This is a genomic window from Rhizobium sp. G21 (assembly GCF_014158035.1).
In the GTDB taxonomy this organism is placed as follows: domain Bacteria; phylum Pseudomonadota; class Alphaproteobacteria; order Rhizobiales; family Rhizobiaceae; genus Rhizobium_E.
Genome location: NZ_JACFXW010000001.1, coordinates 2,275,388 through 2,288,993 on the forward strand (window position 1 = coordinate 2,275,388; position 13,606 = coordinate 2,288,993).

At 63.4% G+C, this 13,606-nt stretch carries 16 protein-coding genes, 1 tRNA gene and 2 pseudogenes; 15 read left to right on the top strand and 4 right to left on the bottom strand.

Going from position 1 to position 13,606, the window contains the following annotated elements; translation table 11 throughout:
* Positions 1–62: 62 nt before the first annotated feature.
* The 9 genes and pseudogenes from H2O14_RS11590 (at position 63) to H2O14_RS11625 (ending at position 7,027) form a co-directional block, all read left to right on the top strand.
* Positions 63–896 carry an SDR family oxidoreductase gene (locus tag H2O14_RS11590; RefSeq protein WP_182827775.1) on the top strand — a complete coding sequence of 278 codons (834 nt, stop codon included), beginning with the start codon at positions 63–65 and terminating at the stop codon, positions 894–896.
* A gap of 14 nt (positions 897–910) precedes the next feature.
* Positions 911–1,105: pseudogene (locus H2O14_RS27370) on the top strand (twin transmembrane helix small protein); the annotation flags it as partial.
* A 7-nt stretch (positions 1,106–1,112) separates the two neighbouring features.
* Entirely contained in the window at positions 1,113–1,691 is a 579-nt protein-coding gene (locus H2O14_RS27375; protein WP_246697367.1) for a cob(I)yrinic acid a,c-diamide adenosyltransferase, read from the top strand.
* A 15-nt stretch (positions 1,692–1,706) separates the two neighbouring features.
* Positions 1,707–2,474 (top strand): rhomboid family intramembrane serine protease, encoded by a 768-nt coding sequence (locus H2O14_RS11600; protein ID WP_182827777.1) that lies wholly within the window; start codon positions 1,707–1,709, stop codon positions 2,472–2,474.
* 200 nt (positions 2,475–2,674) lie between these two features.
* The gene (locus H2O14_RS11605) at positions 2,675–3,424 is read left to right on the top strand and encodes an electron transfer flavoprotein subunit beta/FixA family protein (RefSeq protein WP_182827778.1); all 750 of its coding nucleotides are present in this window, start codon (positions 2,675–2,677) and stop codon (positions 3,422–3,424) included.
* A 22-nt stretch (positions 3,425–3,446) separates the two neighbouring features.
* A pseudogene (locus H2O14_RS11610) lies at positions 3,447–4,375 on the top strand (electron transfer flavoprotein subunit alpha/FixB family protein).
* Positions 4,376–4,543: 168 nt separating this feature from the next.
* Positions 4,544–5,425, top strand: a complete 882-nt coding sequence (locus H2O14_RS11615) for a 3-hydroxybutyryl-CoA dehydrogenase (protein WP_182827779.1) — start codon at positions 4,544–4,546, stop codon at positions 5,423–5,425.
* A 112-nt stretch (positions 5,426–5,537) separates the two neighbouring features.
* Positions 5,538–6,566: an aldose epimerase family protein gene (locus tag H2O14_RS11620; protein ID WP_182827780.1), complete on the top strand. Its 1,029-nt coding sequence runs from the start codon at positions 5,538–5,540 to the stop codon at positions 6,564–6,566.
* 71 nt (positions 6,567–6,637) lie between these two features.
* Positions 6,638–7,027, top strand: a complete 390-nt coding sequence (locus tag H2O14_RS11625; RefSeq protein ID WP_182827781.1) for a hypothetical protein — start codon at positions 6,638–6,640, stop codon at positions 7,025–7,027.
* A 23-nt stretch (positions 7,028–7,050) separates the two neighbouring features.
* On the opposite strand, the gene H2O14_RS11630 is transcribed toward H2O14_RS11625, so the two are convergent.
* Together H2O14_RS11630 and H2O14_RS11635 are read right to left on the bottom strand one after the other, a co-directional pair.
* A complete protein-coding gene (locus H2O14_RS11630) occupies positions 7,051–7,275 on the bottom strand; it encodes a hypothetical protein (protein WP_182827782.1) in 225 nt (74 codons plus the stop codon).
* 141 nt (positions 7,276–7,416) lie between these two features.
* Positions 7,417–7,492 (bottom strand) — tRNA-Ala (locus H2O14_RS11635).
* A gap of 177 nt (positions 7,493–7,669) precedes the next feature.
* Between H2O14_RS11635 and H2O14_RS27380 the strand changes: the two genes are divergently transcribed.
* From H2O14_RS27380 to H2O14_RS11645, 3 genes are read left to right on the top strand one after another with little or no spacing between them, the layout of a single operon-like run.
* Positions 7,670–8,173: a hypothetical protein gene (locus H2O14_RS27380; protein ID WP_312858592.1), complete on the top strand. Its 504-nt coding sequence runs from the start codon at positions 7,670–7,672 to the stop codon at positions 8,171–8,173.
* Positions 8,119–9,072 (top strand): hypothetical protein, encoded by a 954-nt coding sequence (locus tag H2O14_RS27385; RefSeq protein WP_312858593.1) that lies wholly within the window; start codon positions 8,119–8,121, stop codon positions 9,070–9,072. Before H2O14_RS27380 ends, H2O14_RS27385 begins: the two co-directional genes overlap by 55 nt.
* 1 nt (position 9,073) lies before the next feature.
* The gene (locus tag H2O14_RS11645) at positions 9,074–9,517 is read left to right on the top strand and encodes a GNAT family N-acetyltransferase (protein WP_182827783.1); all 444 of its coding nucleotides are present in this window, start codon (positions 9,074–9,076) and stop codon (positions 9,515–9,517) included.
* On the opposite strand, the gene ung is transcribed toward H2O14_RS11645, so the two are convergent.
* Positions 9,507–10,211, bottom strand: coding sequence for a uracil-DNA glycosylase (gene ung, locus H2O14_RS11650; RefSeq protein WP_182827784.1), 705 nt, complete (start codon positions 10,209–10,211; stop codon positions 9,507–9,509). The two genes, H2O14_RS11645 and ung, sit on opposite strands and share 11 nt — an antisense overlap.
* Positions 10,212–10,378: 167 nt before the next feature.
* Between ung and H2O14_RS11655 the strand changes: the two genes are divergently transcribed.
* The 3 genes from H2O14_RS11655 to H2O14_RS11665 are packed head-to-tail and all read left to right on the top strand — an operon-like array spanning position 10,379 to position 12,721.
* The gene (locus H2O14_RS11655) at positions 10,379–11,593 is read left to right on the top strand and encodes a mandelate racemase/muconate lactonizing enzyme family protein (protein ID WP_182827785.1); all 1,215 of its coding nucleotides are present in this window, start codon (positions 10,379–10,381) and stop codon (positions 11,591–11,593) included.
* Between the two features lie 58 nt (positions 11,594–11,651).
* Complete coding sequence (locus H2O14_RS11660) at positions 11,652–12,104, top strand: GNAT family N-acetyltransferase (protein ID WP_182827786.1); 453 nt, start codon at positions 11,652–11,654, stop codon at positions 12,102–12,104.
* Entirely contained in the window at positions 12,101–12,721 is a 621-nt protein-coding gene (locus tag H2O14_RS11665) for a 3'-5' exonuclease (protein ID WP_182827787.1), read from the top strand. The genes H2O14_RS11660 and H2O14_RS11665 overlap by 4 nt, the downstream gene beginning before the upstream one ends.
* On the opposite strand, the gene H2O14_RS11670 is transcribed toward H2O14_RS11665, so the two are convergent.
* Positions 12,715–13,605: a LysR family transcriptional regulator gene (locus H2O14_RS11670; RefSeq protein ID WP_182827788.1), complete on the bottom strand. Its 891-nt coding sequence runs from the start codon at positions 13,603–13,605 to the stop codon at positions 12,715–12,717. The genes H2O14_RS11665 and H2O14_RS11670 overlap by 7 nt on opposite strands.
* Position 13,606: the final 1 nt, after the last annotated feature.

The window sequence follows — 13,606 nt, forward strand, 5'->3', positions numbered from 1 at the left end:
TTCTCCCGGGCGTAAAGCGAATATGGGAAGGCGAGGCTCCTTTGTACAGGAAAAGCGTCGAAATGACTGAAAAGCCTAGCATCATCGTCACGGGCGCCTCGAGCGGCATCGGCGCCTATTGCGCCCGCGCCCTGAAAACCGAGGGATGGCGGGTCTTTGCGACCGTCCGGAAAGAAGAAGATCGCACGAGTCTCGAGGCCGATGGCGTCGAGACCTTCCTGATGGATTACACGCAAGTCGACACGATCGACGCTCTGGTGGGCGATGTGCTGGCGCGAACCGGTGGAACGCTGGATGCGCTGTTCAACAACGGCGCCTATGGTCAACCGGGCGCGGTCGAGGATTTGACCACCGAGGTGCTGAGACGACAATTTGACTCGAATTTTTTCGGCTGGCACGAACTGACGCGTCGCGTGATCCCGGTCATGCGCCGCCAAGGCCACGGCCGCATCGTGCAATGCTCCTCGATTCTCGGCCTGGTCCCCTATCCCTGGCGCGGAGCCTACAATGCCTCCAAGCACGCGTTGGAAGCACTGTCGCTGACCATGGCGATGGAGCTTTACGGCTCCGGCATCCATGTTTCGCTTCTGGAACCCGGCCCGATCGAATCACGTTTCACGGCCAATGCGCTTGCTCATGTCGAGGCCAATATTGATCTCCAAGGGTCCGTTCATCGTAAGGAATACGAGAGGCAGTTGGCCCGTCTGAGAGGCGAGCGAACCGGCATGAAGGGTAAGCTCGGCCCCGACGCCGTCTATCGGGATCTGCGCCACGCCTTGACGTCGCCGCGGCCGAAGCCGCATTATGTCATCACACGACCGGCCAGGCAGGGCGTTCTGCTGAAACGGCTTCTGCCGGCGGGGCTGTTTTACAAACTGCTGGCCCGGCTGGGTTGAGATTGGATTTTTCGATGGGCACAGTCACCTATTTCGCCGCCATCGTCGTCATGTTCCTCGTTGTCGTCGTGCTCGGGCGCGGCCTCTACAACATGATGGTGGGCGGCAACGGCAACACCTCCAACAAGCTGATGCAGTTGCGCATCGTGCTGCAGGCGATCGCAGTGGCGCTGATCATGCTGACGCTGTGGCTGACCGGTGGCGGTCGCTCCTTATATGGTGAAGCTCAACAAGATCTATACCCGCACCGGCGACGACGGCACGACGGGGCTGGCCATCGGCCCGCGGCGGCTGAAATCCGACCTGCGCATCGAGGCCTTCGGCGCGATCGACGAGACCAATTCCGCCATTGGGCTGGCCATTCTTCATTGCGCTGAACGCGTCGAACTGGCAGCCGCGCTCCGCCGCATCCAGAACGACCTCTTCGATCTCGGCGCGGACCTCGCTACGCCCGAGACCGGCGAACCGCTGGCCTGGGAGCCGCTGCGCATCCTGCCTGCCCAGGTCGCTTGGCTCGAAGGCGAAATCGATCGGCTCAATGACGGGCTGGCGCCGCTCAACTCCTTCATCCTGCCGGGCGGATCGGCGCTGTCGGCCCATCTGCACATGGCCCGCACCATCGCGCGCCGGGCCGAGCGGGTGATGGTGGCGTTGCGCGACGGCCAGCAGGAGATCGTTAATGCGGAAGCGCTGAAATATGCGAACCGACTGTCGGATTACCTGTTCGTGGCCTCCCGTCACGCCAATCAGCACGGGCGCGACGATATTCTCTGGGTTCCCGGCAAGAACAGGTAAGGGCTGATCAGGCGCATGTTCGTTCCCATCTATGACGTCAATGCGCTCAAACATATCCGCCTGCAATATGTGACGCTTGCCCTGATCGCGCTCAACACCATCATGTGGCTCGCGACCGGATTTCTGGCGACCGAGGATTTTGCGGCGGAGGCTTCGCTCGGCCTCGGCTTCATCCCGGCTCTCATCCATGACTATGCGGTGCTCGACGCAGACCTCAAGATCGCGCCCGAGGGCGCGACCTACATAACCTATGCCTTCCTGCATGGCTCCTTCATGCATCTGGCCAGCAATATGCTGTTTCTCTGGGTGTTCGGCGACAATGTCGAGGACGCCATGGGGCATGTGCGCTTCATCCTCTTCTATCTGCTGTGCGCCGCCGCCGGCGCCTGGCTGCACGGCATGGTGCTGCCGCAATCCGACGGGCCGCTGATCGGCGCCTCCGGGGCGATCTCGGGCGTCGTCGCGTCCTATTTCTTCCTGCATCCGCGCGTCCGGGTCTGGGTGCTGATTCTCTGGCGTTTTCCGCTGCCGCTGCCGGCCTTCATTCCGCTGATCTTCTGGATCGGCCAGCAATTCTACATGCTTCTGGTCGATGCCGACGGATCGGTGTCCTGGGCGGCCCATGTCGGCGGCATCATCGCCGGCATCGTGCTGACGCCTTTGCTCAAGCGGCGGGAAACACCGCTTTTGGACAGGCAGATCGTCAAGCCCGCCGGCGTGGAACTCGCGACTGACGAAAAAACGCCGCCGGGCGACGACGCGCCGCGCTGGGGTCGCGGATAAAATCGATTTGGTCCCGAGATCGCGCTGTTGACGCTCCTGCAGGCCGCCTATATTCCCATTGCGACATCTGTTTCGGACGGCTCGCCAGCCTCTTCCGCCTCGCGAATGGCAGAATCGTGCTGGAAACTGACGCCGATAGACAAATGAACCGAGCGAAGATGGCGCATTTTCGCCAGCAGAGCTGAATAGGAAGGGAACCCATGAAAATCCTCGTGACCGTCAAGCGCGTGGTCGATTACAACGTCAAGATCCGGGTGAAAGCCGATGGTTCGGGCGTCGAACTCGCCAATGTGAAGATGTCGATGAATCCCTTCGACGAAATCTCCGTCGAGGAAGCGCTGCGTCTCAAGGAAGCCGGCAAGGCGAGCGAAGTCGTCGTCGTCTCCGTGGGTCCGGCCAAGGCCGAGGAAACCCTGCGCACGGCGCTGGCCATGGGCGCGGACCGCGCAATCCTCGTCGAGACCGACGCGGAAACCGAGCCGCTGGCCGTCGCCAAGATCGTCAAGGGCGTGGCGGAAGCCGAACAGCCGGGTCTGGTGATCGTCGGCAAGCAGGCGATCGACGACGATTCCAACCAGACCGGCCAGATGCTGTCGGCGCTGCTCGGCTGGCCGCAGGCGACTTTCGCCTCCAAGGTCGAAATCAAGGACGGCTCCGCCGACATCACCCGTGAAGTCGACGGCGGCCTGCAGACCATCAATGTCAAGCTGCCGGCCGTGGTGACCTCGGATCTCCGCCTCAACGAGCCGCGCTACGCCTCGCTGCCCAACATCATGAAGGCCAAGAAGAAGCCGCTCGACAAGAAGAGCCCGGCCGACTTCGGCGTCGACATCGCGCCGCGCCTGAAGGTCGTCAAGACCGAAGAGCCGGGCGGCCGCAAGGCGGGCGTCAAGGTCAAGACCGTCGCCGAGCTGGTCGAAAAGCTCAAGACCGAAGCCGGCGTTCTCTAATTCCAGGAAAGGGACAAGACAGATGGCAATCCTTCTTCTCGCCGATCACGACAATTCCACCCTTTCCGACCAGACCGCCAAGGCGCTGACCGCGGCCGCCCAGATCGGCGGCGACGTGCATGTGCTGGTCGCCGGCAAGGGTGTTTCCTCCGTGGCCGAACAGGCCGCCAAGCTGGCCGGCGTCGCCAAGGTGCTGACCGCCGACGGCGACGACTACGCCCATCAGCTGGCCGAGCCGCTGGCCGCGCTGATCGTGTCGCTGGCTCCTGCCTATGACGTGATCCTGTCGGCCGCCACCGCGACCGGCAAGAACGTCTCGCCGCGCGTGGCCGCGCTTCTCGACGTCGCCCAGGTGTCGGAAATCATCGAAGTGGTTTCCGCAGACACGTTCAAGCGCCCGATCTATGCCGGCAACGCCATTCAGACCGTGCAGTCCACCGACGCTAAAAAGTGATCACCGTCCGCACCGCGGGCTTCGCCGCAGCTTCCGAAGGCGGCTCCGCCGCGGTCGAAGCGGTGGCCGGCGCCGGCAATCCCGGTATCTCCAGCCACGTCGCCGACGCGCTGTCGTCGTCGGACCGTCCGGAGCTCACCTCGGCCAAGATCATCGTGTCGGGCGGCCGCGCCGTCGGTTCTGCCGAGAAGTTCCGGGAAGTCATCCTGCCCGTGGCCGACAAGCTCGGCGCGGCCGTCGGCGCGTCGCGCGCCGCCGTGGACGCCGGCTACGCGCCGAACGACTGGCAGGTCGGCCAGACCGGCAAGGTCGTGGCTCCGCAGCTCTACATCGCCTGCGGCATTTCCGGCGCCATCCAGCATCTCGCCGGCATGAAGGACTCCAAGATCATCGTCGCGATCAACAAGGACGAGGAAGCGCCGATCTTCCAGGTTGCCGACTATGGCTTGGTCGGCGACATCTTCGAGATCCTGCCGGAACTCGAAAAGGCGCTCTGATCGCCGCGACCCGCTTCTTCGCACCTGCAAAAAACGCTGGCGCGGGGAGCATAAGGGAAGTATCAAAATGGCCGGGCTTGCGAAAGCAGCGCCGGCCATTATGATGTTTGAGGGCCGCGTGTCCCAGGGATAGACAAGACTTCATAAAAAGCGGAAACGGACAGGACAATGGGCAGTGAAATCAAGTCTGTAGGCGTCATCGGGGCTGGCCAGATGGGCTGCGGCATCGCGCAGGTGTCGGCAGCTTCCGGCTACCAGGTGCAGATCTACGACCTGTCGCCCGACCGCATCGAGGCGGGCCTGGCCACCATCAACGGCAATCTGGCGCGCCAGGTGGCCAATGGCAAGATGAGCGAGGAGCAGCGCAAGGCGGCGCTTTCTCGCATTTCCGGCTCCGCCGACCTCAACGATCTGGCCTCGGCCGATATCGTCATCGAGGCGGCGACGGAAGACGAAGCCGTCAAGCGCAAGATCTATTCCTCGGTCTGTCCGGTTCTGAAGCCGGACGCCATTCTCGCCACCAACACCTCGTCGCTGTCGATCACCCGCCTCGCCTCGGCGTCGGACCGGCCGGAAAAATTCATGGGCATTCATTTCATGAACCCGGTGCCGGTGATGAAGCTGGTGGAGCTGGTGCGCGGCATCGCCACGGACGAGGCGACGTTCAAATCCGCCCGCGCCTTCGTGACCACGCTCGAGAAGGAAATCACCGTCGCCGAGGATTTCCCGGCCTTCATCGTCAATCGCATCCTGCTGCCGATGATCAACGAGGCGATCTACACGCTCTATGAAGGCGTCGGCTCGGTGGACGCCATCGACACCGCAATGAAGCTGGGCGCCAACCATCCGATGGGTCCGCTGCAGCTCGCCGATTTCATCGGCCTCGATACATGTCTCTCGATCATGCAGGTTCTGCATGACGGCCTGGCCGACAGCAAATACCGCCCCTGCCCGCTCCTGGTGAAATATGTCGAGGCCGGCTGGCTGGGTCGTAAGTCAGGCCGCGGCTTCTACGATTATCGCGGCGAGGTTCCGGTTCCGACGCGCTGAGCCGGCGTCTCGGGCATCTCCGAACGGTCGGCGTCCGCCGGCCGTTTTTTGTTGCGCCGGTTCATAAAATCATACAATTTCCCGCCCCACGGGAATGGGTAAGGGGAGACATATGGCCAAGGTGGAAGATTTCGGCGTCGACGCGCAGGGCGCGACGGTAAAGCGCATCACGCTCACCGGCGGCGGCCTGACGGCCAAGGTGCTGACCTGGGGCGCGGTCATCCAGGATCTCCGGCTCGACGGGCATGCACCGCCGCTGGCGCTCGGCTTCGAGACGATGGAGCCCTACCTCACGCATTCGCCGTTTTTCGGCGCCACGCCCGGCCGCAACGCCAATCGCATCGCCAAGGGTCGCTTCACTCTCGATGGCCGCGATTACCAGCTCGAACGCAATGAGCGGGGCGTCACCCACCTGCATGGCGGCTCCGACAGTCTCGCCGTCAGCAACTGGACGCTCGACGAGGCCGGCGACGATTTCGTGCGCCTCTCGATCGTCGATCCGGACGGGCGCGCAGGTTATCCCGGCAATTGCAGCGTCACATGCACCTACACGCTGTCAGGTGGCGGCGTTCTCAATGTCCTCTATGAGAGCCGGACGGACAAAGCCACAATCGCCAATGTCTGCCAGCACAGCTATTTCAATCTCGACGGCCTGCCGACGACCGCCGAGCACGAGCTGACGATCGGGGCCGACGCCTATCTGCCGACCGATGACGAGCAGATTCCCGCCGGCGGTCCGCGAGACGTGACGGGAACCCTGTTCGATTTCCGCGAGACGGCGTCGGTCGTGCGGCATGACGCGGATGGAGCCCAGCTCTTGCTGGACCATAATTTCTGCCTGTCTCCCGAGCGGACCGACAAGCGACACGTGGCGCGCCTGTCCAGCAAGGTGTCGGGCGTCGTCATGGATGTGCTGACCACCGAGCCGGGCGTTCAGGTCTATGCCGGCTTCAAGATGGATGTGCAGGTCCCGGGCCTCGAAGGCCGTCGCTACGGTCCTTTCGGCGGAATGTGCCTGGAGACGCAGATCTGGCCCGACGCCATCAACCAGGCCGGCTTCCCGAACGCGGTGTTGCGTCCGGGCGAGGTGTTGCGGCAAGAGACCGACTACGTGTTCTCGCGCGCGCTGATACACACATAAATTCCCATGGGATGATGGAACAGGAAGGCTCCCCGGCAGTTTAGCAGAGGGAGTTTTTCGGGAACATCGCCATGACCACACCGCTTGCCTTGGACGGCTGCGCCGTCCTCGTCGTCGAGGACAATTATTTCGTCGCAGTGGATACGCAGCGCGCGCTGATCACGGCGGGCGCTGTCGTGTTCGGTCCGGCCGCCAACGAGCAGGACGCGATGCGGATACTGCATACGGTGTCGCCGACCTTCGCGGTGGTCGACGTCAATCTCGGCCAGGGCCCCTCCTTCCAGGTCGCGGAAGCGCTGGCGGATCGCGGCGTGCCCTTCATCTTCGTCACCGGCTATTCCGATCTCGAAGCGCCCGACCGGTTCAAGGATATCATCCGCATCGAAAAGCCTGCGCCGATGGAGAATATCGTCAGCGAGCTCCAGCGGATGAAGCAGGATATCCTGGCGCGCCCGAGCTGATCATCCGTTTATGGCGGGCACTTTCATGGCATAACAGCGCACGAGTTCCGAGACCGCGGGATCGAGATCCTGCGGACTCCATCTGCTGCTGCGAGGCCGGCTTCGATGAGGCGGGCTCTGATCGGCTGAAGATCGAGAAAGGCCGTATCGGCCTCCCGCACCAGATCGAGAAACAGCACTTCCAGCGCTTCCTGACAATCGAGATCGCGATCCTTGTAAACACCATCAGCGCGCGGCGGACGTATCATCCGGTCTCCCCTTCCTTGCGCATGGACACGGGCCGCCAGAGTGCGACCATAACGGGAAACGCATCACCCGAGCATAGGTTCCGCGCTGTCTTCAATTTTTCTAATTTAGATTGCAAACTGGCGAAGTGTCCAGAAATTTAGTGGTGGAGCCAGGGAGGATCGAACTCCCGACCTCTACATTGCGAACGTAGCGCTCTCCCAGCTGAGCTATGACCCCACAGCGCCGGTTTGCATCGGCGCGTCCACGTCATAGCAATGCGTCGCGCGAACTTCAACGATTTTCCGCGGTCTTTTAACCGCCCTGGACGCAAATCGCTTTCCCCGCGCGCGACAAATTGACTGGGCGTGGATTTGCGATAAGCAGGAGCCAGAGGTTTCAACAGAGGAGCGCATCGTGGCGGCGGCATTTGGAACATCGGGGCTCAGGGGCCCTGCGGTCGATTTTACTCCCGAGCTCTGCACCGCCTATATCTCGGCTTTCCTTGAACATGTGGACGCGACGACGTCCGACAAGACGGCCTACGTGGCCGCCGATCTGCGCGAATCGAGCCCGCGCATCGCCGGCCAGTGCCTCGCCGCCATCAAGGCCATGGGCTGGACCGCCGTCTGGGCCGGCAATGTGCCGACCCCGGCTGTCGCCGCCTACGCCATGGCGCGGAGGGCCCCGGCGATCATGATCACCGGCAGCCATATTCCCGAAGCCTATAACGGCATCAAATTCTACCGACCCGACGGCGAATTCCTGAAAGAGGACGAGGCGCCGGTGCGCATGCGCGCCGAAGCGATCATGGCCGAGGGTCGCCCGGTCGAGCCTGTGACGCCGGGCGCGGCGCTCGCGCGGCGGTGGCTGAAGACTACATTACGCGCTATGCAGCATCCTTCGGCGCCGGGGCGCTGACCGGCCTCAAGATCGGCGTGGACCTGCATTCGGCCGTCGGCCGCGATCTGACGGTGGCGATCCTCGAACAATTGGGCGCTGAGGTTCACGCCTTCCGGCGCATGGATCGCTTCGTCGCGGTCGACACCGAGGCGCTCGATCCCGAGGACGTGGCGCGGGCGCGGGCAGTCATCGCGGAACAGGGCCTCGACGGCGTGATTTCCACCGATGGCGACGGCGACCGGCCGTTGGTGATCGACGACGAGGGACGTCAGATCAATGGCGACGTGCTGGGCGTGCTGACCGCCAAGCTGATCAAGGCGAAGACGGTGGTGACGCCACTCTCCTCGACCAGCGCGGTCGAGCAATCGAACTGGTTCGAGACGGTCGACCGCACCCGCATCGGCTCGCCTTTCGTCGTGGCCGGCATGGCCAACGCGACCAGCCATCCCGTCGTGGGCTTCGAGGCCAATGGCGGATTCCTTCTGGGCGACGACGTGACGCTTCAGGGCGGCGTGCTTGGCAAGCTGCCGACGCGCGACGCGATCCTGCCGGCCGTCGCAGCTTTGGTGCTCGCCAAGAGCGAGGGCCGAAACCTGTCGGCGCTGGCCGCGACGCTGCCGCCGCGCTTCATGAAGGCGGACCGGGTGAAGGAGGTCGCGCCCGACAAGGGCAAGGCGTTCCTGACATCCGTGGAGACTTCGGCGGACTTCCGTGCGGGCTTCGACGCCCGCATCGCGGCTCCCACGGAGGTCTCGACGCTGGACGGCGTCCGGATGGCGTTCGAGAATGGCGACACCGTCCATTTTCGCCAGTCCGGCAATGCGCCGGAGATGCGCATCTATGTCGAAACGGGTTCCGCCGAGGCGACGGACAGGCTGCTGTCCGAACTGCTCGCCCGGCTGAAGGAGCAGTTCTGAGATGGCGCTCGAAATCCGCAATGCGACGGCTGAGGATTTTGACGGCTGGGTGCCGCTCTGGCAGGGTTATCTGACCTTCTACAAGACCAGCCTGACGGACGAGGTGACGCAGGCGACCTGGGCGCGGATTCTCGATCCGATGAACCTGCTGACCGCCCGGCTGGCGGTGAAGGACGGCGTCGTGCTTGGCTTTGCCCATCACCATACGCATCTGACCACCTGGGATGTCAGGCCGACCTGCTATCTCGAAGACCTGTTCGTGAGCCCGGAGGCGCGGGGCCTGGGCGTCGGCAAGGCGCTGCTCGACGATCTCGTGGCGCTCGGCAAGGAGAAGGACTGGGTGTCGGTCTACTGGATCACGGCTGAGGACAATGTCACGGCCCAGAAGCTCTATGACAGCTACAACAAGCGCGACGCCTTCTACCGCTATTCCGTCACGCTGTAGTTTCCGGTTTTTCCGGCAGCCGCCAGTCGATTGCGCCCAGGCCCTTCTCTTCGAGAAAGGCGTTGGCGCGGGAGAAATGCTTGCTGCCGAAAAAGCCGTTATGGGCAGACAGCGGCGAGGGATGCGGCGCCTTCAGCACCAGATGCCGGGACTGATCGACAAAGGCCGCCTTGCGCTGGGCATAGGCGCCCCAGAGCATGAAGACCACGGGCGTCTCCTGCTCGTTGACCTGGGCGATGACGGCGTCGGTGAATTTCTCCCAGCCCTTGCCCTGATGCGAGGCGGCGAGCGAGCGTTCGACCGTCAGCACCGAATTCAACAGCAGCACACCCTGGCGCGCCCAATGCTCCAGATAGCCGTGGCGGGCCGGCGGAATGCCGAGATCGCTCTGCATTTCCTTGTAGATATTGACGAGAGAGGGCGGAATGCGGACATCCGGACGCACGGAGAAGCACAGGCCATGCGCCTGGCCATCGCCGTGATAGGGGTCCTGGCCCAGAATCACCACCTTCACCTGGCCGAGCGGCGTCAGATCCAGCGCGCGGAAATACTCCGCGCCTTTGGGGAAGATGGTCTTGCCCGCGCTCTTCTCCTCCTGCAGGAAGGCCTTGAGACTGGCCATATAGGGGCTGGAAAACTCTCCCGCCAAGGCGGCGCGCCAGCTGTCTTCGAGCTTGATGCCGGTGTCGTTCATCATCCACTCCCTTTGCCCTGATGGAAGCCGCAAGCGGCCGTCGCATTCAAGCCTCTGACGGTCTTATGCACAGACCGGTTCCATTTCCGCCTCGATCCTGACGCGCCTGCGCAGGCCCGTGACGCAAAACTGGTCTATAAAGGCGCGAACAGCCGTGAGGGAACGCCATGAAAGTTACGGACGTCAAGACTTGGGTCGTGGGCAATCCGCCGCCGGGCGCGGGCGGACGCTATTTCATCTTCGTCAAGCTCGTCACCGACGGCAATGTCGTCGGCTATGGCGAGGCCTATAACGCCAATTTCGATCCGCATCTGACGGCGAAGCTGATCGAGGATGTCGCCGCCCGCTATCTCGTCGGCCGCGATCCGCATGATATCGAGACCTTCTTCCGCAACGCCTATTCCTCCGGCTTCTCGCAGCGGCCCGATCTCAGCATGATGGGCTGCGTCTCGGCGCTGGAAATGGCCTGCTGGGACATTATCGGCAAGGAAGCCGGCAAGCCGGTGCACAAGCTGCTGGGCGGCCGGGTGCATGAACGCATCCGCACCTATACCTATCTCTACCCGAAATCCGGCTCGGTCGTGCCGGCCGAGATCGAGGGCAAGAATGTCTATAACGATCCGGATATCGCCGCCGCCACCGCGCTGGAATATGTGAAGGAAGGCTTCACGGCGCTGAAATTCGATCCCGCCGGCCCCTATACGATCTATGACGGTCACCAGCCGCGGCTTGTCGACATCGACCTGTCCGAACGCATGGTGAAAGCCGTGCGCGAAGCGGTTGGCGTGAAAGCCGACATCCTGTTCGGCACGCATGGCCAGTTCACGGCCTCGGGCGCGCTGCGCATGGCCCGGGCTCTCGAAAAATATGACCCGCTGTGGTTCGAGGAGCCGGTGCCGCCTGACATGCCTGAAGTCATGGCGCAGGTGGCGCGCGGCACCTCTATTCCCGTGGCGACCGGCGAACGGCTGACGACGAAATGGGAATTCGCCCGCGTGATCGAACACCGGGCCGCCTCCATCCTGCAGCCCAATCTCGGCCGCTCCGGCGGCATTCTCGAAACCAAGAAGATCGCGGCGATGGCCGAGGCCTATCATATTCAGGTGGCTCCGCATTGCTATTGCGGCCCGATCGTCGCGGCCGCCAATATTCAGCTCGCACTGACGCTGCCGAATTTCCTGATCCTCGAAGCGATCAAGACCTTCGACGGCTTCCACGAGACGCTGCTCAAGAAGAAGATCGTGGTCGAGGAGGGCTATGTCATCCCCTCCAGCGAACCAGGTCTCGGCGTAGAGCTCGATGAAGCGGTCTGCGACGCCCATCCCTGGAGCGGCGCTCTGCTGCATCTCGGCATGGTTGGAACCTCGATCGATCTTTGCTGATTGAGCCGCTTGCGGATCGACGGCCCCGGGATTAGACCGGTCCCAAAAGGGACCCGATATGACCGAGCCGACGATCCGCACCGCCACCGCAACAGACGAAGCCGCCTGGAGACAGCTCTGGGCGGGTTATCTCGCTTTCTATAACGTCGATCTCGCCCCTGATGTGACCGACAGCACCTGGCGGCGCATTCTCGATCCGGGCTCGCCCGTGTCGATGCGTCTGGCCTTCGTCGATGGCGAGGCGGCCGGCTTCGCGATCCACCTGCATCACCCTTCGACCTGGGTTCAGGACGAGGACTGCTATCTCGAAGATCTCTATCTCGATGCCCGCTTCCGGGGTCGTGGCGTTGGACGGGCGCTGATCGACGACCTGATCGGCATCTGCAAGGACAAGGGCTGGGCGCGGCTCTACTGGCATACAGACGAAGGCAACGCCACCGCCCGCAAGCTCTATGACTCTTATGTCAAGACCGATGGCCATGTGCGCTACCGCATGCGGATCGGCGCATGAGCCGGCTGCTGTTCGTCGACACGGAAACCACGGGTCTGACCTATGACGACCGGGTGATCACGCTCGGCATGGTGACGCTCGATCTCGACGCGCTCAAGGACGGGCGCGACGCGGTTCAACTCAGCCATCTGATCTTCAATCCCGGCCGGCCGAGCAATCCCTTTGCCGCCGCCGTGCATGGCTATCAGGACTGGGTGCTGACGAGCCAGCCGCGTTTCGTCGTCCATGCCGAAGAGATTCTGCCCGCCTTCACCGAGGCGGATGCAGTGCTCGCCCACAATGCCGCCTTCGACGAGCGTTTCCTGAGAACGGAATTTCGCATGGCGGGGTATGAGCTGCCCGCATCACGCTTCGACTGCACGCTCAAGGCTTACAAGCGCAAGCATCAGCGGCCGGGCGGACTCGACAAGGTTCTGGAGCATATGGGGCTGTCCGCCCGCGGCAAGCAGCACGGCGCGCTCGAGGACGCCTGGTTCTGCATGCTGGCCTGGCTATGGCTCAACGATCTCGAAGCCCCAGCCGCGCCAGCGGCACTCGCCCATCCGCCTCGCAATTGGGTGGAGCCGGGCCTGCCGCCGATCCGCGGCGCACGCAAACCTCTCGTCGCTCGCTACTGAAACTTGAAAAAATCGACGAAGGCCCGGAGCGCCGGACGCATCTGCCGGCGGCTGGGATAATAGATATAGAAACCGTCGAAAGGCGGACACCAGTCCTCCAGCACCCGGATGAGGCGGCCCTCCGTGACATAGTCGTCCACACGCGCATCGAACAGTTGAGCGAGGCCCGCGCCGGCAAGGCAGGCGACCAGAATGAGCCGATCCTCGGGCAGGATCAGCGGACCCGATATATCGGCAGCCAGCGCCTTGCCGTCCTTTTCGAACTCCCAGCGATAGATCGAGCCGCTCGAAAAGCGGCGGCGGATGCAGCGATGATCGAGCAGATCGCGCGGATGCCCGGGCAGCGGCCGATCCTCGAAATAGGAGGGCGCGGCGACCACCGAAGCGCGCCAGAGCGCGGGCTTTGCCCTGACAGCAATCATATCGGCTTCGAGATGCTCTCCGAGCCGCAGACCAGCATCGAAACCCTGGGCGACGATGTCCTCGAACTGATCGCGCGCGACAATTTCCAGCTCGATCTCCGGGTAAAGCGCGATGAAGTCGCCGAGGCGCGGCGCGACCAGATGTTCGCAGGCAAGGCGCGGCATGGTGATGCGCAGGGGACCGGCGGGGCGATCGCGGCTATCGGCCAGCGCATCGAGCGCCGCGCCGATTTCGCCGAGCGCGGGTTTCAGCGATTCCAGCAGGCGCCGTCCCTCTTCGGTCGGCGCGACGCTGCGGGTGGTGCGGGCGAGAAGCCGGACGCCGAGGCTTTCCTCGAGCGCCGACACCGCATGACTGACGGCGGAAGGCGCCACGCCGAGTTCGCGGGCGGCGCGGCGAAAGCCGCCGCCTTCGGCGACGGCGGCGAGAACAGCGAGTTGTGACAACTGGATCCGATTCATT